Below are 18,988 nucleotides of genomic sequence, written 5' to 3' on the forward strand. Positions count from 1 at the left end.
TTTTCACCTACTTTTCTGTTTGTTCATAAGCGCCGGGGGGTTATTCGTCCTTAAAGAGGATATCCGCGCCGACGGCCCGCTCGACGCTGGACTTGACATTTTTGATCCCGAGCCCCAGGGTCCCGTCCTTCGAGGGGATGGGGATGATGGCGGGGATCTTCTCGTCCTTATACTTGTCCAGCACGTCGATGATGGGGGAGAGCGCCTGCTCGGTGATGAAGATCACCCCGTATTCGTCCTTGGCCAGGCGGTCGATCAGCTGCCGGTCCGGGGCGGGCCCTTCGCTCTCATAGGTATGAAAGCCGACCGCGCGGTAACCCAGTACGCTTTCCTTGTCGCCGATGACGGCAATCTTTTTACGCATAGGTATCCCTCAACCTTTCGCTGATATTTTTGCTTTCCACCCCGGCCTCCTTGGAGGCGAGCACGATCCGGATATCCTTGGCCTCGTTCTCCTTGCCCAGCAGGTAGCTGATGACCGGCTCGAGCCCGAAGGCGACGAGCTTTGCACCCTTGAGCAGGGAAATGATATAGTTTTCCGCTCCCTTCTCGAAGGCGGTCAGCGAACTGCCCCGTCCGGAGAGGGTATCGAAGAGGGGCGCGAAATGGGAGTAATACCTGGTGATGTAGAGCATGTCCCGCATGGCGTCGAACCCCTCGGCCTCGAAGGCCTCGTAGAGCCGTGCCGCGTCCAGGGTGCCCCCGTCGAGGAAAAGCCGCTGCAGCGCGGGCAGCTCCTGCTTCATCCGTTTGAGGCGCACGGCGGTGCGGATGTTTTCGATGTCGATTTGGGATTGCACCAGCTCGGTGAGGAAGGGGAAGCCGATCTCTTCTGCTTTCGCCAGCATACATTCGAGCACCGCGCGGTCGATCAGAATATCCACCGTCTGAGGATTTCCGCTCTTGGCGAGCGCCTCGCTCGCCTCGAAGGCGGCATTTGCCAGACGCTCGGGCAGCATGTCGAGCCGACGCTCCCGGAAGGCGCGCAGCAGCTCTTCCTTCGGCGCCGTGCCGAGCGGGGACATCGACCTTAGCGGATCGCTGCCGAGGGATTGGGATTTGATGATCACCTTAAGGTTGTGCCCGTCGTACTTGTAGCGGAAAACCGAGAGCACCTCGCTCTCGCCGGTCAGCTCGCCCACCAGGTCGTAGGCGCCGGAAAGCATGTCGCCGATGGCCTGTTCATATTCGGCCGCCTCAAGCCGGGAGTGCAGGGAGATGTCGTTTGCGATCTTGTAGCTTTCCTCGAGGGTGGAGGCGTCCACCATCTTCTCGAGGTCGCGGCCGGTGAGCATGTTCTTTTCCAGCGCGCGCAGCCGGGCGGTGGCGTAGAGGTAATCCACGTCATGGATCTTGTTCAAATTATATCCCTCCCGCCTTAAAATCCGAGCAGCTTGATCACTTCGGGTTCAAGCTGATGGCGGCTGCCCTCACAGAGCACCTCGGCGGTGCAGTTGGTGTCGATATCCCCCTGGCGCAGGATGAGCCCGCCCTTGAAATTGCCATGGGTTTTGGAAATCTTGATTAAGGAAATGTCGATATTTTTGATCTTATTGACCACGATCTTTTTAAGCAGGTCGGCGCCGATCTCTTCGGCGTCCCGCTCATTGAGGATGATTTCGGCGGGGCCGGTCTGGTACTTGGCGACCAATTTGGCGAGCAGCTCGACATAGTCCTCCTTGGGGAGGCCTACGAGCTCGTCTGCCGCGGTGGCAAAGACGTCGTCGATGACCGCGCGCCGCGCGCGCAGCAGCTCGTTGCGCTCACCGAGCGCCGCCTGGGACTGCGCGCGGCTGAGGATATTCTTGGCTTCCTCTTTGGCCGTGGCCGCCAGGTCCGCCTTAAGGGCGTCCGCCTGGGCATTGTAGTCGAGCAGGAGCTCTTCGACCTTTTCGTCGCTCGCCTGCTTGACCTCGCCGGCGTATCCCTTGGCATCGCTTAGGATCTTTTGAGTCAGGTTATCTAAACCGTTCAACCGGGAACACCACCTTTCTGTTTGTGTAATCTGTTTTCATTTAGAAAGGCATGTTGAAGATGAGCAGCATGGAGATCAGGAAGGCGAGGATCGCATAAGTCTCGACCAGAGCGGCCGAAACGATCGCCTTGGCGACCTGGTCGGGGCGCTTGGCGACGATCGAAACGCCGGCCGCAGCGACCTTGCCCTGATGGATACCGGAAACGAGTCCCACGATGCCGACCGGCAGGCAGGCGGCGAAGACCGCGGTGCCGAGCCCCAGGTCAAGGCTGACCGCACCGCCGAGCATGCCGGAATTGAGCATGACGATGAAGCCGATCAGGAAGCCGTAAATGCCCTGGGTTCCGGGCAGCGCCTGGAGCACGAGCAGCTGGCCGAACTTGTCGGGGTCTTCGGTGATGACGCCGGCGGAAGCCTGGCCGACCAGCCCAACGCCCTTGGCCGAGCCCATGCCGGAGAAGATGACCGCGACCGCGATCCCGAGATATGCCCAGAAGTTACCGTTCTGCAGAAAATCAAACATTTAATTGTCCTCCTTCGAATGAACCAGATTGTATTTTGTATTGGGTCTGAGGGGGAGAAACGGCTTGCCGCCGCCTTCATAGAACTTGCCGAAGAACTCCACATACTGGAGCCGTGAGGTATGCACGTAGGAGCCCAGCGCGTTGATCGCCAGATTCAAAAGGTGGCCGAACGCGAACACCACCACGAACACCAGGAATCCGATGATCCCGCTGCCGGTCATGGTCGCCAGGATATTGACCACCATGGCGATGACGCCGGTCGCAAGGCCCAAGGCCAGGATGCGGGAGTAGGAGAGGATGTCCGAAAAATAGCTGGTGATGTTGTAAAGGCTCCCCAGCCCCCCGGTAATCTTGCCGAAGATCGAGGGCTTTTCCCGCCCGCCGGTGAGCAGCAGCCCCACGGCGCCGAGGATGGCCATCCACTTGCCGATTTCCGAGACGATCCCGCCGCCGGTGACCATACCGACCAGGAGCAGCCCCAGCCCGATGAGCACCAGGTACCAGAAGCCGATGTCGAAGATCGCGTCCAGCACCTTGCCGCGCTTGATGAGCAGGTAGGCGTTGACCCCCATGCCGACGAAGATATGGATGACGCCGAAAACCATCGACATGATCAGGATGGTCATCGGTTCCTCCAGGGGATTGATCAGGGCGGGCACCACGATCTCCTTGCCAAAGAAGGTTTTGGCAAAGACGGTGATCACGTCGCCGAACCAGCCGCCATAGATGGCGCCCCAGACGACGGTCGATATACCGCAAAGCCCGATCAGGCGGAACATCTTGTAGCCCAGCCCCTCCTTGTTGGGCATGAGGTGGGCGACGATGAACCCGGCGAGCACCAGCAGCAGTCCGTAGCCCGCGTCGGAGAGCATCATCCCGAAGAAGATGAAGAAGAAGGGCGCGATCAAGGGGTTAGGATCCACCGAGTCGGGCGCGGGCAGGCCGTACATCTCGGTGATGGCCTCGAAGGGCTCGACGAGGGGGTTGTTCTTGAAACGCACCGGGGGCATTTCATCCGGCCCGGGTTCCTGGAATTCGTAGTAACAGGTGTAGCACTCCAGTGCGCTCTCCACCTTTTGCTTGTCCGCCTCGGTCACCCAGCCGCTCACCAGGAAAGCCTCTGCGGTCAGCAGCAGGTTTTGCTTTGCGCGCTGCTGCGTGATGGCGGTGCCGAGCTGGTCGTAGGCCCTCTTGAGCAGTGAAGTGTCCTTCGCCTCCTCCTTGAGGGATTCGATCAGGGCGTCGTGGTTGGTCTGATAGCTTTCCAGGCGTTTGTCGATGTCCGCGATCGCCTTTTTCACCGTGCCCGTGAGCGCCGGCAGCGTGACGGCCAGGCCGTTTTTCTCTTTAAAGAGCTGCTGCACCTCGTCGAGGCCGCCCTTCTGTGCGAGCGCCGAAACATAGTGCAGATCGGCGTCGCTCGAAACGAGCTCCACCACGCAGGAGAGGGAAGCGGCCTCGCTTTTGAGCATATCGAGGTCGGTCTCCCGGGGAAGGGTGAAGAGCAGAACCTTGCACCAGCGGGTGGACAGCTTGTCCATCGGCACATCCAGGTCCGCCCAGGGCTCCAGCGCCTGCCGGGTGAAGAGGTCCTGCGACTGGAAGGACTTGACCTCCGCGATGTTGTCGACGATGCCGCGAATTCCCGAGGCGCGGGTGAGCGCCTCCCCGAGCCCTTCGAGATCGAGCAGCTCGTGCAGCGCAAGCTCATTTTTGCGGGTGAAGAGCCCCGCCTTGGGCTCGTATTCGAGCAGCACCGACAATGCGGAGGAAATCTCTGAGAGCTTGGTCTCATACTCATAGACCGACGGGTCGTCCCGTTTGGAAAGGGAATTGAGCGCCTCGTAATCCTCGATCTGCTCCGGCGAGATCATCTGCACGCAGCCCAGTCCCATCAGCCGGTCCAGGATTTCCTTTTTGTCCTCGGAAAGCGCATAGAGTATGAGCTTTTCCATTTTTAAAATCATACGCTATCTACAATCCTTTCCATCACGAACCGTGCCGCGGCGCGCATCTTTTCCTCACTGTCCCCGCGCAGCCGGCGCGCCTTTTCGGCCGCCTGCTGCTCGCTTTTTGCAAGGAGCGCTTGCGCCTCGGCTTCGGCCTGCGAGATGAGCTTTGCCGCCTCCTCGTTTCCGGCCTTGCGCGCATGCTCCAGCAGTTCCTTGCCCTGCCGCAGCGCCTCGGCCTGCGCGGCCTTCGCCTCGTTTTGCGCCGCCGTGCGCATGGACTGCGCCTGCTGCTCGGTCTCCACGATTTTATTCATGACCTCTTGCAAGAGTATCACCACCTTTACCCGAAACTGTAAATCCACAAAAAAAGGCAGAACCCAGAGAAAAGCCCACTATATCTTGTAGATTCACGCATGTTTCTATAATATAAAAAATTACCTGAATAGTCAACAAAATCTGGTAATTGTCTGTAATTTGTCAAAGAAAAATGCTCCCATCCTGTCTGGCGGGGGAAACGGGCTCAAAAAACGGGGGGCACGCACCCATATCCGGGCTGATTCATAGGATATACCAGCAGATTCCCGCGAGCGGGCCGGCGGCCCCGAAGGGGGATTCTGCACTGCCCGCGTCGACGCGCCAAGACTTTAGCGGGATGGATCACTAGATACGATAGGGGTTACTAATATGAGGAAGGATCTTTGCTTCGCGCTCGTCGGCGGGGACCTGCGACAGAGCTGCCTGGCCAATTTGCTGGCGGGAGAGGGATATGAGGTTTATGCGCTCGGATTCGACGACTGCGTGGAGCTGACCGATGAGGTTTGCTGCACCGCCGACCTGGCGGGTACGCTGGCAAAATGCGACGTCGCGATCTTCCCGCTGCCGCTGACGGTGGACGGCACGGCGGTCAACGCGCCTTTCGCCAAGGAGCCTCCGGCGCTTAAGGCCTGCCTGCGCGCTTTAAACAAGAAGGCGCTGCTGCTGGGCGGCATGGCAAGCGAAGATGTGTGTGCGCTCGCACGGGAATACGGTTTTGCGGTGCTGGACTATTACCAGCGCGAGGAGATGATCGTGCGCAACTGCGTGCCGACCGCCGAGGGGGCGCTTTGCATCGCCATGCAGGAGACGGCCAAGACCATCTTCGGCTCGAAGTGCCTCGTCACCGGCTTCGGTAGGGTATCCAGGGCGATGACGGCTCTGCTGCTAGCCTGCGGGGCAAAGGTGAGCGTCGCCGCCAGAAAGCAGGGGGACCTGGCCTGGATCAAGCTGATGGGCGCCGAACCGGTGCCGATGGCGAAGCTCAAAGAAGCCGCAGCCAGCCAGGAGATCATCTTCAACACCGTCCCCGTCAAGCTCTTTAACGAGGAAGTGCTGTGTGCTCTACATAAGGATTGCCTGCTGATCGACCTGGCCTCCAAGCCGGGCGGGGTGGACCTGGATGCGGCGCGGCATCTCGGGATTCGGGTAATCTGGGCGCTCTCCCTCCCGGGCAAGGTCGCGCCGATCAGCGCGGCACAGATCATCAAGGATACGGTATTTAATATTTTGGAGGAAAGAGGTGCCTGAATTTCATGGATCGCATAAGGCTCGGCTTCGCAATGACCGGGTCGTTTTGCACGTTTGGCAAAACGGTCCCCCAGATCGAGGCGATCAAAGACCTCGGCTACGACGTGTTTCCCATCATGTCGGCGATGTCCTATGAAACGGATACGCGCTTTGGCAAGGCGCAGGATTTTATCGACAGGATCGAGGAAATCTGCGGACATAAGATCATCCATACCATCAAGGAAGCGGAGCCCATCGGCCCCAAGGCCCTGCTCGACATTCTGGTGGTCGCCCCCTGCACCGGCAATACGCTGGGCAAGCTCGCGAACGGGATCACCGACAGCTCGGTGACCATGGCGGTCAAGGCCCATTTGCGCAACCAGCGTCCGGTGGTGCTGGCGGTGTCGACCAACGACGCCCTCGGCGCGTCCGCCAAGAACATCGGCGTGCTGCTCAATCAGAAGAACATCTACTTTGTGCCCATGCGCCAGGACGACCCGCTCAAGAAGCCGCAGTCCATCGTCGCGGATTTCGGCCAGATTCCCCAGGCGCTGGAGTGCGCGCTCAAGGGACTGCAGCTGCAGCCCGTTATTTTTTAACCCCCTTTTTGCTATCTTGCACAAAAGGGAAGCAGGTCAAACACAAAACCCTTAAGAATGGGCCCGCCGCGGAGTATCCGCGGCGGGCCCATTTTTATGTAATTTTAAATCACCATGGTCAAGACCAGGTAGTAGCCCACCATCAGTACGCTGAACAGCAGCACCATTGGAAGCGTCTTGCGCACCAGCTCCCCCAAGGTAATGTGGAAGTATTCCGCCGCGACCACCAGACAGACGTGGGTGGGGGAGATCAGGTTTGCCGCGTGGCACATGCACATCAGCAGCACCATCAGCGGCATGCCGCCGGGGATCGCGGCGAAGGCCAGCGGCGTGCCCAGCGCGATGATCCCATTGGTGCCGCTGATGATCCCGCCCAGGAAGAAGAGTAGCGCGAAGACCAGATAAGGCGGGATCGGCAGGCGGGACAGCGTGTCGGGGAGCATTTGCAGCACTCCGCTGTAGGCGATGTATTCCTTGAGCACCAGCACCAGGAAGGTATTGAGCAGCAGATTCTTTTCGATCGCGCTGCGAAACATAGGCAGCAGCTCCCTCATGCGGAAGCGGTAGACGAGGGCGCAGGCAGCGATCACGATCAACACGGAGAGGACGACGGTGAGCTTAAAAGCCAGGATCAGGACGAGGATCAGCAACAGCGACCACAGGTGCCGCACGAGGTTCAGCGCATCCCGCAGCCGGTTTTCGCTGCGGGGGGTTCCGGGGTCACGGGGCAGCCGGCGCAGGCAATAGAAGTATCCGAGCAACGCCAGCACCGAGACCGGGACGATCATGCCGAGCATGAACGTCGGCAGCGAGACCCCGGAGAGATTGGCCATCAGCAGCACGCCGGAATAGGTCGGCAGGGTGCTCTCCGGGATATGGCGGAACCAGCTGGCCGTGAACGCCTGCTCTTTGGGGCTCAGGTAGTCATCGGTGGAGTCCTTGACGATGTCCCCGCACAGGATCATGGCGGCCGAGGAGGGCAGAAGCCCGATGAACAGCGGCGCGCCCGCCGCGTTGGCCCGGCGGTTGTGGAGCAGGCCATTGAGGTCCTGCTGAGCCAGCTTGATCTGGCTGCGCGCCTCCAGCATGCGCTGCAGGTAGGTGATCAGGTAGAGCGAGACCAGGACCGAGAGGGAATCCCAGTCGGCGAATACCTTCGCCGTCTGCCGCAGCAAGGCGGCCGGGGGAATCCGGTAGAGCAGCGCGGCGGCCAGTAGCCCACCCAGGATCGCCTGGTAAAGCGGACGGCGAAAGCCGAGCAGCAGGACGATCACAAGAAAAACGATCCCCAGGTAGACGATTTCTATCGGCATAAGTTTCCCCGCTCCATTCTTACATGCGTTCTTGATAGAAAAGCATAGAGAAGAAAACGCCCGCTGTCAATACTTATAAATTTGATAGCCCGCCGGGAAGGGGTCAGGAAAGGATTTTCAGCGTGGATCCCTGTGGGGAGGGGATGACCGAGATCTTTTGGGCAATCATGGTCTGCAGCTCGGGAACGTGGGAGATGATCCCCACCAGCCGCCCGCCCTCGCGCAGGGAGAGCAGGACCTCCATCGCGCTTTCCAGCGACTGCGCATCGAGGGTGCCGAACCCTTCGTCAATAAAGATGGTGCTGATGTTCACCCGCCCGTTGTAGTGGGAGACCACGTCCGCAAGCCCCAGCGCCAGCGCCAGCGAGGCCTTGAAGCTCTCGCCACCCGAGAGGGTACCCACCGCCCGCAGCTTGCCGGTGTAGGCGTCGAGGATGTCGATCTGAAGCCCGGTGTTCGAAATATAGCTCGAGCGGCCCTCCCGCCGCCGGAAGGCATACCGGTCGGCGGTCATCTGCCGCAGGCGCAGGTTTGCCACCGACAGGATGTCATCGAAGTACCGCCCAAGGACATACCGCTCGAAGGTCAGCTTTTGAGGGTTGTTGCCGCTGGCCAGGGCGCCCAGCGCGCCCGCATCGAGATACTGCGCATCCAGCCTGCCGCTGCTGCCGGCGATCCGGACAACTTCCTCGCGTCCTGCCCGGTTGAGCGAGAGGCAGGAGAGGAGCCGGTCCCGCTCGCCGGCTTGCTCCTGCTGCTGGGCGCGCAGCGCTCCCGCCGCCTCCTGCAGCGCGGCAAGGTCGGGCGGCGTTTTCCCCTCCAGCTGGTCGCAGAGCAGCCGGTATTGCGCCGCCGTCTCGTCGCGCTGGCGCTGGCTGGATTGCAGGGAGGCGCGCAGCGCATCGAGCTCGCCCTGCCGCGCAAGGCAGCGGGCGTGCTCCTCCTCGCCTGAGAAGCCGTTCTGCTCCAGCGCCGAGTGATACCGCTCCCGGCAGGCGGCCTCCTCCTTCTGCAGCGTTTCGAGCTGGGCCGAAAGCGAATCCAGCAGCTCCCCGAGGCTCTTCTTCTGGCTTCCAAGCTCGAGATACCGCTTGGTAATGGCCTGTGCCTCCTCGCGCAGCGCAACCGCTTTTGCCGTGAGCGCGGCGATCTGCCGCTGCGCCTCCTCCTTCGAAAGGGGAACGGAGAGCCGGGCTTCGAGCTCCTGCACCTCCCCGCGTGCTGTTTCGAGTCGGGCGGCGAGCCCGGAGTGCTCTTTTGTGAGCTCTTCGCGGCGGCGGGACAGGGCTTCCCGGTCGCGGCAGGCGGGGCCGTCCAGCTTGCCGGGATCGAAGAGGGCCGCGATGGAAGCAGCCAGAACCTCCTGCTCGCGCTGTAACGCGGCGGCGGATTCCTCAAGGGATTGTTCTTTCTGCTCGAGCGGCAGGAGGCTCGTCGGATCCTGTGCTTCTTCTCCACCAAGGCCCGCCAGCCCCGCCTGCAGCGCGACCTGCGCCTCCTTGGCGGCGGAGAGGGATTCCTCCCGTCGCAGGCGCAGCAGCTCCAGGGCCTCCTGGCTCACGTCCGTCTGCGCCGCCGGGGCGGGGGCGGGATGTGAGAGCGAACCGCAGACCGGGCAGGGAGAACCGGGGAGAAGGGTGGCGGCGAGCAGCCCGGCCTGGGAATCGAGGAAAGCCTCATAACCCATTTTATATTCCCGGTCCGCATGGGCGAAGCGCTCCTTCGCGGACTGGTATTTCTTCTGCGCCTCCCGCAGACTGAGGCATAGCTCCTGCCCACGGGCGATGGCCGCCTTTGCCTCGTCCAGCTCGCACCGGCGCAGCAGGAGCTCCAGCAGCTCCTGGCGCCGGCCGGCCTCTTTTAACCGGCCCTCCAGCTGCGCGCAGGAGAGGCGCAAGGCATCGAGGCGCTCCAGCCCGAAGAGCTGCTCTTGCAGCGTGAGGCGACGCTCTTCACATTCCTGCTGCCGTGCGCGCAGCGTTTCGAGCTGCCCGTATTGCAGCTCTGCTTCCTGAAAGGCGGGGGAGAGCCCTTGCAGCTGCCCGGCATACTCTTCCCTGGAGCGGCGCGCCTTTTCCAGCTGCACCGCCGTCTGCTCACAGGCCACCCGCTCCCCGGCGATGGACACGGCCCGCTGCAGCTGGGAAAGCTCTTGGTGCGCCTTCTTTAGCCGGGGCTCCTCAGACAAAAACTCCTGCATTTTTTGCTCCAGTTCGCCACGCCGCGAAAACCGCTCGCAGAGCTCCCGGGCGCCCGGCAGGTCGAGCGCCGCCAGTTGGGCCGCGAGGGAGCCGAGCCTTTCATCGCACCCGGCGAGGAGCCCTTCGTCCGCTTCGATCTGACGTTCCAGCAGCTCTAAAAGCCGCCCCGCATCGGGTAATTCCTGTGCGCATGCCTCCTGCAAGGCGGGGTTGTTTTCGCAGGAAAGGGAGCGCGCCACGCTTTGCAGCAGGCGCAGGTTGTCCTCCTGCCGGCGGCGGATGTCCAGCGCATACTCGCGCAGCCGCTCGGTGAAGCGGTAGAGGCGCTCGGTGGAGAAGACCCGGCGCAGGATTTTTTCCTTGTCCTTGCTGTCCGAAGAAAGCAGCCGCATAAAATCGCCCTGCGCGAGCATGACGATCTGGCGGAACTGCTCCCGGTCGATCCCCAGCACCTCGACGAGGCGCTCGTTGACGCTTTGGTTGCCGGTGAGCACTTCCTTCTGGTCGATTGTCAGCTCGGCGCTCTCCGGCACCAGGCGCAGCCCCTTGATCCGCTTGGAGTAGCGGCTTTGCTTGGGCGCGCGGTGGACCTCGTACTCGTGGCCGCCGGCCTCGAAGCGGTAGCGCACGTAGCAGGTCTCCTCGTCCGGGCTGTATTGGCTTTTGAGCGAAAGGCTCTCACGCCCGTCGCCGCTGGGCACGCCGTAGAGCGCGAAGGAGATCGCGTCAAAGATGGTGGTCTTGCCCGCGCCGGTCGGGCCGCTCAGCAGGAAAACGCCGTCCTGCTCGAAGCGGGAAAAGTCGATTTCCTCCTTTTGGGCGAAGGGGCCGAAGGCGTTTAACTCGAGATATTTCGGCTTCACGGCTGCACCTTGCTTTCCTTTAAGAGCTTTTCAATGAGCCCGGCGCGCCCGGGGGAAAGCTCCTCCCCGGTGATCTGCCGGTAAAACTCCCCGAAAAGCTCCTCCACCGGACGCTGCGAGAGGTCCTCGCCCAGGTGCACGGGCTGCCCGTTTTCCTGGCCCGGGGTAATAAAGCTCAGCCCCAGAATATTCGGGAAGACGGCGCGCAGCTTCTGCATGGCGAAGAGGATCGCCCCGTCCCCCAAAATGTTGGCGTAGACGTAGTCCCCGCAGCTGCTGTCCATTTGATTTGCGGGGTTTGCCAGCTCCTCGAAGGGGCCGGCGATGGTGCGCACATCCCGCAGCGGCTCGAAGGCATGGGTGGAAATATCGACTTTGCCGTTTTCAATCTCCAGCAGTGTGACGGACTTCCTATGCAGGCTTTCCGAGAGGGAATACTTGAGCGGCGAGCCGCTGTAGCGCGCATTTTCTCCGACCTTCTGCGGCGCGTGCAGATGGCCCAGCGCGGCGTAGTCGAAGCCGGAGGCCAGCGTGATATCCATGATGTCCGCCATGCCAATCGAGAGCTCGGAGCTCGAAAAGACCATGTCCTCCCGTTCCCGCCCGAGGGAGGAAAAGAAGCCGTGCGCCATCAGGATGTTGGTGCGGCCCCGATCGAGCAGCGGGAGGTTTCGCTCCATCAGCGCGGCGAAGGCGTCGTTGAAGGTGGAGATACCGTCGTCCTCGAGCAGAAGCCGCACCTGGGCGGGATAAAAATAGGGGAGCAGGTAGATGTCCACGCCGCCGGGCAGCTCGGCGCGCTCCAGCCGCGCGGCGGGAGTCCCGGCGATGGTCAGCCCCGCGCCCTTTAAGAGCCGGCTGCCGAAGGAGAGGCGCTGCGGGCTGTCGTGGTTCCCGGCGATCATGATGACCGGGATGCCGTGGCGAAGCACCATCCGCTCGAGCACGCCGTCCAGCAGCTCGACGGCCTGGGCGCTGGGCACCGCGCGGTTGTAAATATCCCCGGCGACCAGGATGGCGTCCGCCTTTATTTCGAGGGCATAGTCGGCCAGTTGTTTCAAAAAATGTGCTTGGTCCTCGAGCAGGCTGTAGTCGAACAGCGTGCGCCCGATGTGCCAGTCCGAGGTGTGAATCAGTTTCATAGGTACGCTCCGTTTCATTTACTATCCTTATCATACCGCACTTGCCCCCCTGCGTAAAGCGGGAATGAATAGCTGCCGCCATGCGCTCCCATACTAAACGTTAGAAATTTTGGGAGGCGGGAGCTTGAAACTGAAAACACCGGTGATGATGAAGACGCTGGGCCTGACCTTGCATATGGCCCTGTTTTTATATCTCTGCGCCCCGGCTGTCGGCGGGGTGCTTTCAAAGGCGCTGCTGCCCGCCATTCTGCTGCTGGGGGGCGCGGTGGTGCTGAGCTTCGCCACCCGCTTCAACCATGATCTGCGCCGGATCAAGGGCTTCCTGCTCGACCGGCTCTCGGGCGCCGGGGTGCTCGCGGCGCTGCTGCTTCTTTATATCTTCTGGGACTTCTGCAACCTGAGCTATTCCCCCATCAAGGCGCAGACCCTATCCGGCGTGCAAACGGTGCTCTATGCGCTCGTACTTTGGGCGGGCATTTTGCTCTACGCCGTCAATCTGGAGCGGCTGGACAATCTGCTGATGAACATCACCCTCTGCGGGCTTCTCCTCGCCGGCTGCGCGCTTAGCGGGGTGGCGCTGCCCGATTACAAAGTGGCCTACCAGGTGATCGTCGCGGGTTTTGCGACCGGCAGCTTTTTCTTTCTCAGCGCGCAGTATAACAACCTTTTCAAGGGCACCGTGCTCACCGGGCTATGCGCGCTGACCGCCCCCGCGCTCTACCAAACGCTCGAACGGCTGCTGCCCTCGGCCCTGGTCTTCGGGGTGCTGGGCGAGCAGCGTCAGGGCCTCATTTCGGGCGCCGCCGGGCAGCTGCGCCAGTTCGCCCCGGCCGAGATGCTCCTCGGGCGGGGGAGCGGCTACGACATCACTTTGAGCCACTCGGCCGGCGTCTGCAACTTTTTGCTTGCCGACCTGCTCAACGGGGGCGTGGTGCGTTTCGCGCTGGCGCTGGCCGTTTGGCTCTGCGTGGGCTACTGCGCGCTCATGCTGCTGACCTTCCAGCGGACCCTGCCGCTGCTCTACCTGGTGGTGCTGGGGATGGTGCTGATCGATGCGCTCTTCTTCTCCAAGACCGGCTTTCTTTACAATCCTCTCTTTTTGCTGTTCTGCGCTTTGATCATCACCGAGCACACCCTCATCAAAAAGGGACAGCTCCGCTTTCAGGCGCAGTTTTAAGATTGACGGGCAGGGTGAAATGGACTACAATAGAGGAAACTTTCGCCAAAGGAGCTTCCATTATGCTGCTCGCCATCGACATCGGAAACACCAACATCGAGTTCGGCGTCTATGAAGAGACGGGGATCCGCGCGCGCTTCCGGCTGGGGACCAACCGGGAGATCACCTCGGACGAGATCGGACTGTTCATGATGCAGTTCTTCTCGATCAACGGGATCGACAAGGCGCAGATCGAGGACATCATCATCACCACGGTGGTGCCGCAGGTGATGTATTCGCTGAGCAACGCGATGAAAAAGTACATCGGCCTGACCCCGCTGGTGATCGGGGAGAATATCCGCTGTGAGATCGAAAACCGTTACGACAATCCCAAGGAGGTCGGGGCCGACCGGCTGGTCAACTCTCTGGCCGCCTTCGAGCGCTACGGCGGGCCGTTGATCATTGTGGATTTCGGCACCGCGACCACCTTCGACGTGGTCTCAAAGGACGGGGCCTATCTCGGCGGGTCGATCTATCCGGGCGTGAAAATCTCGGTGGAGGCGCTCTTTGAAAAGACCGCCAAGCTCCCGCGGGTGGAGCTGGTGAAGCGGGAGAGCGCCATTGGGAAGAATACCATCGGCAGCGTGCAGTCCGGCGTGATGTTCGGCTACGTCGGCGCGGTATTGCATATCGTCGCCCAGATTGAGCGCGAGCTGGGGGAGAAGGCAAGGGTGATCGGTACCGGAGGACTGGCCAACATGATCGGGGAGCAGCAGCCGGGGATTTTTTACGCCATCGACCGCACCTTGACCCTCGACGGGCTCAAGCTGATCTACGACCGGTACAAAAAGAGCTGTAAAGGCAAATAGCTTTATAGGATAAAAGCGGTGAAACCAGAGGGAACACTCATCTTTCTTCGGAGAGTTCCCGGAAATGGCTTCACCGCTTTTTTAGTGATAGAATTGTACCTTCCCGCTGTCGTTGAGATACTTGATCAGGATGACCGTCAGGGGTGCGAGAATCAGCCCGAGGAAGCCGAAGAGCCGCAATCCGCAGTACATGGCCGCGATGGTGACGATGGGGTGCAGCCCGATCTGGTTGCCCACGATCTTGGGCTCGATAAACTGCCGCACCAGAGTCACCACCGCCAGCAGCACCAGAAGCCCGGCACCCAGGAAGTAGTTTCCCCGCGAGAGCTCGATGATGGCCCAGGGGATCAAAATCCCCCCCGTGCCGATCAAAGGCAGAATGTCCAGCAGCGCGATAATCCCGGCGATGGCGATGTACAGCTCCACCCCCAAAGCCCACAGCCCGATCGCCAGCTCCACCATGGTGATGGCCATGATGATGACATAGGCCTTGAGCATGCGCAGCAGCGACCCGAAGAGGAAGTCCTTCGCATCCAGCACCATATGCCGGTAGCGCATGGGAAGCTGGCGCAGCAGGAAGCTGGAGACCTTGTTATAGTCCGCCGAGATCAGGATGGAGGAGATCACGGTGAAGATCAGGGTGGTCAGGAACATCGGCAGCCCCTTGATGGCCGAGGTGACCCAGCCGACAGCCGCGGCAGACAGGTCGGCCACCGTATTTTTGAGGGTGTCCATCAGCATGCCGGACAGGGATTCGAGGTGGGTGGCGGCACTCGGCGTGAGCCAGCCCAAAAGGTCGTAGACCAGGGCGTTGAGCTGGTCCAGCGCCGGCTCCAGCCCTTCGGAATAGAGCTCGGGCAGACTGCCCAGGAGGCGGCCCAGCTGGGAGAAGAGCACCGCGAAGAGGGTCAGCGCGATGGTGGTGATCGCCAGGTAGAAAAGGGTGATCACCAGCAACGCGACCGGCTTTCGCCGGAAGGTGGTGTTGCGGGTGATGAAGGTGGTGATCGGCTTGAGCAAAAAGGCGATCAGAAACCCGATCACGAAGGGGAGGGTGCAGGGCACCACAAAGCGCAGCACCACCAGGACCACCGCGACGATCAGTCCAACGAACAGAACGTTGACGATGAATGCTACCCGTTTTTCAAATTCCGGCATCCGGTTCCCTCCCCGCCAAGATAATCTAATAGAGGATACCCAAAATTTTTGCCGGATATTCCAAAAATGGGATTCACAAGGGCCAAAGGCGCCGTCGGCGCCATAGCCCTCTGTGTAGAGGTTTGGAGGCAAAGCCCCAAGGTCTTTTAGCGTCCATAATGGGGGAAACCGCGCGCAGCGCGGCGGGAATCGCACGCAGCGCGAAGGGAAAACCCCCGAGATGGGTTTTCCCCGCCTTTTATGAGGGGTTTCATAATATCACTATTTTGTTATAAAACGGCTCCCGTGCCCTTTTGGGCACGGGAGCCGTTTCGTTTACTCCGCTGTTTCGATGAATCCGCCGCCGCAGACGACGTCTCCCTGGTAGAGCACGCAGGATTGTCCCGGCGCGGGAGCGCGCTGCGGTTCGCGCAGAAGCACCTCGGCGCGCCCGTTTCCGAGCGGGGAGACCGCCGCAGCAGCAGGCCGCGCCTGGGAGCGGATCTTTGCTTCAAGCTCCATTGCCCTTGGCAGCTCGTCAAAGGGCTGCCAGACGCAGTCGCGCAGGACCAGGCGGGAGAAAAATTCCTGTCCCGCCTCGGCTAAGTAGATGTTGCCGGTTTGCGGATCGATTTGCCGGATGAAGACCGGGCGGCCAAGCGCGATTCCAAGGCCCTTGCGCTGGCCGACGGTGTAGTGGATGATCCCTTTATGTTTTCCGCAGGGCGTCCCTTCGGGGGAGATGAAGTCCCCCTGTACGCTTTGACCGTAGTGCTCCTCGATATACCGGGGATAATCTCCATCTGGGATAAAACAGATTTCCTGGCTGTCCGGCGCGTCGGCGCAGGGGAGCGCGAGCTCCCGCGCGAGGGCGCGCACCTCGTCTTTGCTCATCTGTGCGAGGGGGAGCAACAGATGCTGCAGCTGCCGTTGGTCCAGCCGGTAAAGCATGTAGGACTGGTCCCGCGGGAGGAATTTTGCCTTCTTGACCATGTAGCGTCCATCCTGCTCCACGACATCGGCATAGTGCCCGGTCGCGGTGTAGCGAAGCCCGAGCTCGTCCGCCTTCTCGGTGATGGCTCGGAATTTCACCAGCGGGTTGCAGACCACGCAGGGATTGGGGGTCTCGCCGCCAAGGTAGCTCTTTGCAAAATAGGAGATGACCTGCTGGGTGAACGCCTGGTGGCACTCGATCACATGCAGCGGGATGTCGAGCAGCTTTGCCGTCTGCCGCGCCGCCTCGACGGCCGGGCGGTGGGCGGGGGAAAACTCGCAGACCACCGCTTCTACATGGAGTCCTTGTTCTTTCAGCAGATGGGCGCATACCGAGGAATCCACCCCGCCCGAGAGGGCGAGCAGGACACCTTCTCCGCTTTTAGAGGTCATGGCAGGCTTCGCACTCACCGATGTTGCCGACAATCGGCTCGGGGTCGATGCCCTGTTTTTTATAATAGTCGCTGAGCGCCGCCTTGATGGCCTGCTCAGCGAGGACCGAGCAGTGGATCTTGGAGGTGGGCAGCCCGTCGAGCGCCTCGACCACAGCCTTGTTGGTCAGCGAGAGCGCATCCTCAATGGTGTGACCCTTGACCATTTCGGTCGCCATTGAGCTGGTCGCGATCGCCGCGCCGCAGCCGAAGGTCTTGAATTTGACGTCCTCGATGATGCCGCCGTTAATCTTGAGATACATTTTCATGATGTCGCCGCACTTGGCGTTGCCGACCTCGCCCACACCGTCCGCATCGGGGATTTCGCCGACATTGCGGGGATTGGAGAAGTGATCCAGAACCTTATCAGAATATAACATGGAATATCAAACCTTTCTATTTCAGTGATACTGTATCTTTATTTTTCCGCCGCCTTGATCCGCTCCCAGAGGGGGGACATGGCCCGCAGCCGGCTGATAACCGGCGGGATCTTCTCGAGGATGTAATCGATATCCTCCCCGCTGGTGTCCTCCGAGATGGACAGGCGCAGCGAGCCGTGCGCGACCTCGTGGGTGAGCCCGATCGAGAGGAGCACGTGGCTCGGGTCGAGCGAGCCGGAGGTGCAGGCCGAGCCGGAGGAAGCACAGATTCCCTCGTTGTCCAGCGAGAGGAGCAGGCTTTCGCCCTCGACCCCCTCGAAGGAGATGTTCACATTGCCGCAAAGCCGCTGCACAGGGTCGCCGTTGAGGCGGGTGTGCTCGATTTTCAGGATGTTCCCGATCAGCTTGTCGCGCAGCTTCGATACCCTGGCCACCTTCTTCGGGATGTCGGCGGTGGCAAGCTCGATCGCCCGCCCGAGGGCCACAATGCCGGCCACGTTCTCAGTGCCGGCGCGGTGAGCGCCCTCCTGACCGCCGCCGTCGATCAGGTTTTTGGGGATCATGCTCCGCCGGCAAAAGAGCGCACCCACGCCCTTGGGGGCGTGGATCTTGTGCCCCGAGAGGGAGAGCATGTCGATGTTCATCTCGTTTACGTCGATTTCGACGTTGCCGATCGCCTGTACCGCGTCGGTGTGGAAGATGACCCCCGCCTCATGGCAGATTTTCCCGATCTCGGCGATCGGCTGGATGGTGCCGATCTCGTTGTTGGCGAACATGATCGAAACGATCGCGGTGTCCTCCCGAATGGCCGCTTTGACCTTCTGCGGGTCGATCAGGCCCTGTTCGTCCACCTCGACGAGGGTATAGTCGTAGCCGCAGTTTTGGACGGTGTGCAGCAGGGCATGGTGCTCAAAGACCGAGGTGACGACGTGGCGCTTGCCCTTGGGGGCGAGGCGCGCCAGCGTCCCTTTAATGGCCCAGTTGTCCGATTCGGAGCCGCAGGAGGTGAAGAAAATTTCACCCGGCTTCGCGCCGATCGCCTTGGCGACCTTGGCGCGCGCCTCCTCGATGGCAAAGCCGGAATTCCGCCCGAGGGCATAGATGCTCGACGGGTTCCCGTATTCGGTGGTCAGGTAGGGCATCATCGCGTCGAGCACATCCGCGCTGATCCGGGTGGTCGCCGCGTTATCCGCGTAGATGAATCGTTTTTCAGAAGAACTCATATTGATAACCATTCCTTTCAGCGTTTGGAATTGTGGCTTCCAAACCTATGACCTCCATCGTCGCCCCGGGGAATCCCCCGGGACAGCGTGATCTTTTATTTTCCTCTTTATTATATACTTATTTGGTCTAATTTCAATAGTTTGTGAAAATATTTACGGTTTTGCCATATTTGCCGCGCGCACCGCCAGCTCGTCGCACCGCTCGTTTTGCGGATGCCCGGCGTGGCCCTTGATCCAGACATATTTCATTTCGTGCCGCGCGGTGAGATTGAGCAGCTCCTCCCACAGGTCGGGGTTGAGGGCGGGGTCCTTCTTGTTGCGCATCCAGCCGTTCGTCCTCCAGCGTTTGGCCCAGCCCAGCGAGAGGGCGTCGAGCACATATTTGCTGTCGCTGATGAGCGTCACCTGGCAGGGCTCCTTGAGCGCGCGCAGCCCCATAATCACCGCCGTCATCTCCATGCGGTTGTTGGTGGTCTCGCGCTCGCCGCCGCTCAGCTCCTTTTGCTGGCCCTTATATTCCAATATGGCCCCCCAGCCGCCCGCGCCGGGATTGCCCGAGCAGGCGCCGTCGGTGTAAAGCGTGACTTCCTTTTGCATGCTGTCTCCTTTGCCGGGTGCGGCCCGGTCAACGAATCGAATATAAATATGAACAGATATTGTCTATTATATATCGAATGCCCTCTTTTAA

Annotated in this window: 18 protein-coding genes; 4 read left to right on the top strand and 14 right to left on the bottom strand. The window is 60.9% G+C overall.

Annotation, left to right across the window (positions count from 1 at the left end; genetic code table 11):
• Window positions 1-40: 40 nt before the first annotated feature.
• The 6 genes from B5477_RS08215 to B5477_RS08240 are packed head-to-tail and all read right to left on the bottom strand — an operon-like array spanning window position 41 to window position 4,777.
• The gene (locus tag B5477_RS08215; protein WP_079699225.1) at window positions 41-364 is read right to left on the bottom strand and encodes a V-type ATP synthase subunit F; all 324 of its coding nucleotides are present in this window, start codon (window positions 362-364) and stop codon (window positions 41-43) included.
• Window positions 357-1,361, bottom strand: a complete 1,005-nt coding sequence (locus B5477_RS08220; protein WP_079699226.1) for a V-type ATPase subunit — start codon at window positions 1,359-1,361, stop codon at window positions 357-359. Before B5477_RS08220 ends, B5477_RS08215 begins: the two co-directional genes overlap by 8 nt.
• A gap of 17 nt (window positions 1,362-1,378) precedes the next feature.
• Window positions 1,379-1,975: a V-type ATP synthase subunit E gene (locus B5477_RS08225; protein ID WP_159448979.1), complete on the bottom strand. Its 597-nt coding sequence runs from the start codon at window positions 1,973-1,975 to the stop codon at window positions 1,379-1,381.
• A gap of 40 nt (window positions 1,976-2,015) precedes the next feature.
• Complete coding sequence (locus tag B5477_RS08230) at window positions 2,016-2,498, bottom strand: V-type ATP synthase subunit K (RefSeq protein WP_079699228.1); 483 nt, start codon at window positions 2,496-2,498, stop codon at window positions 2,016-2,018.
• Window positions 2,499-4,466, bottom strand: a complete 1,968-nt coding sequence (locus B5477_RS08235; RefSeq protein ID WP_079699229.1) for a V-type ATP synthase subunit I — start codon at window positions 4,464-4,466, stop codon at window positions 2,499-2,501.
• Window positions 4,463-4,777, bottom strand: a complete 315-nt coding sequence (locus tag B5477_RS08240) for a hypothetical protein (RefSeq protein WP_079699230.1) — start codon at window positions 4,775-4,777, stop codon at window positions 4,463-4,465. Before B5477_RS08240 ends, B5477_RS08235 begins: the two co-directional genes overlap by 4 nt.
• Window positions 4,778-5,135: 358 nt before the next feature.
• Here B5477_RS08240 and dpsA point away from each other — a divergent pair, with 358 nt between their 5' ends.
• Both dpsA and B5477_RS08250 read left to right on the top strand, forming a co-directional pair.
• Window positions 5,136-6,014: a dipicolinate synthase subunit DpsA gene (dpsA, locus tag B5477_RS08245; RefSeq protein WP_079699231.1), complete on the top strand. Its 879-nt coding sequence runs from the start codon at window positions 5,136-5,138 to the stop codon at window positions 6,012-6,014.
• Between the two features lie 5 nt (window positions 6,015-6,019).
• Window positions 6,020-6,592 carry a dipicolinate synthase subunit B gene (locus B5477_RS08250; protein ID WP_079699232.1) on the top strand — a complete coding sequence of 191 codons (573 nt, stop codon included), beginning with the start codon at window positions 6,020-6,022 and terminating at the stop codon, window positions 6,590-6,592.
• A gap of 104 nt (window positions 6,593-6,696) precedes the next feature.
• Here B5477_RS08250 and B5477_RS08255 read toward each other — a convergent pair whose 3' ends face one another.
• The 3 genes from B5477_RS08255 to B5477_RS08265 all read right to left on the bottom strand — a co-directional run bounded on the left by B5477_RS08255 (window position 6,697) and on the right by B5477_RS08265 (window position 12,111).
• Window positions 6,697-7,905 carry a DUF401 family protein gene (locus tag B5477_RS08255; RefSeq protein ID WP_079699233.1) on the bottom strand — a complete coding sequence of 403 codons (1,209 nt, stop codon included), beginning with the start codon at window positions 7,903-7,905 and terminating at the stop codon, window positions 6,697-6,699.
• 103 nt (window positions 7,906-8,008) lie between these two features.
• Entirely contained in the window at window positions 8,009-10,969 is a 2,961-nt protein-coding gene (locus B5477_RS08260) for an AAA family ATPase (RefSeq protein WP_079699234.1), read from the bottom strand.
• On the bottom strand, window positions 10,966-12,111 hold the full coding sequence (locus tag B5477_RS08265) for an exonuclease SbcCD subunit D (RefSeq protein WP_159448980.1): 1,146 nt from the start codon (window positions 12,109-12,111) through the stop codon (window positions 10,966-10,968). The genes B5477_RS08260 and B5477_RS08265 overlap by 4 nt, the downstream gene beginning before the upstream one ends.
• Before the next feature lie 124 nt (window positions 12,112-12,235).
• On the opposite strand from B5477_RS08265, the gene B5477_RS08270 reads away from it, so the two are divergent.
• Complete coding sequence (locus B5477_RS08270) at window positions 12,236-13,288, top strand: hypothetical protein (RefSeq protein WP_117507584.1); 1,053 nt, start codon at window positions 12,236-12,238, stop codon at window positions 13,286-13,288.
• A 62-nt stretch (window positions 13,289-13,350) separates the two neighbouring features.
• A complete protein-coding gene (locus B5477_RS08275) occupies window positions 13,351-14,136 on the top strand; it encodes a type III pantothenate kinase (RefSeq protein ID WP_079699237.1) in 786 nt (261 codons plus the stop codon).
• An 81-nt stretch (window positions 14,137-14,217) separates the two neighbouring features.
• On the opposite strand, the gene ytvI is transcribed toward B5477_RS08275, so the two are convergent.
• From ytvI to rnhA, 5 genes are all read right to left on the bottom strand, one after another.
• Window positions 14,218-15,294, bottom strand: a complete 1,077-nt coding sequence (ytvI, locus tag B5477_RS08280) for a sporulation integral membrane protein YtvI (RefSeq protein ID WP_079699238.1) — start codon at window positions 15,292-15,294, stop codon at window positions 14,218-14,220.
• A gap of 315 nt (window positions 15,295-15,609) precedes the next feature.
• A complete protein-coding gene (gene mnmA / locus B5477_RS08285; RefSeq protein WP_079699239.1) occupies window positions 15,610-16,659 on the bottom strand; it encodes a tRNA 2-thiouridine(34) synthase MnmA in 1,050 nt (349 codons plus the stop codon).
• The gene (nifU, locus tag B5477_RS08290) at window positions 16,649-17,077 is read right to left on the bottom strand and encodes a Fe-S cluster assembly scaffold protein NifU (RefSeq protein WP_079699240.1); all 429 of its coding nucleotides are present in this window, start codon (window positions 17,075-17,077) and stop codon (window positions 16,649-16,651) included. The genes mnmA and nifU overlap by 11 nt, the downstream gene beginning before the upstream one ends.
• A 38-nt stretch (window positions 17,078-17,115) precedes the next feature.
• Window positions 17,116-18,300, bottom strand: a complete 1,185-nt coding sequence (nifS, locus tag B5477_RS08295; protein ID WP_079699241.1) for a cysteine desulfurase NifS — start codon at window positions 18,298-18,300, stop codon at window positions 17,116-17,118.
• Between the two features lie 153 nt (window positions 18,301-18,453).
• Window positions 18,454-18,897 (bottom strand): ribonuclease HI, encoded by a 444-nt coding sequence (gene rnhA / locus B5477_RS08300; RefSeq protein WP_079699242.1) that lies wholly within the window; start codon window positions 18,895-18,897, stop codon window positions 18,454-18,456.
• Window positions 18,898-18,988: the final 91 nt, after the last annotated feature.

This window comes from Provencibacterium massiliense, assembly GCF_900169495.1.
GTDB classification, from domain to species: Bacteria; Bacillota; Clostridia; order Oscillospirales; family Ruminococcaceae; genus Harryflintia; species Harryflintia acetispora.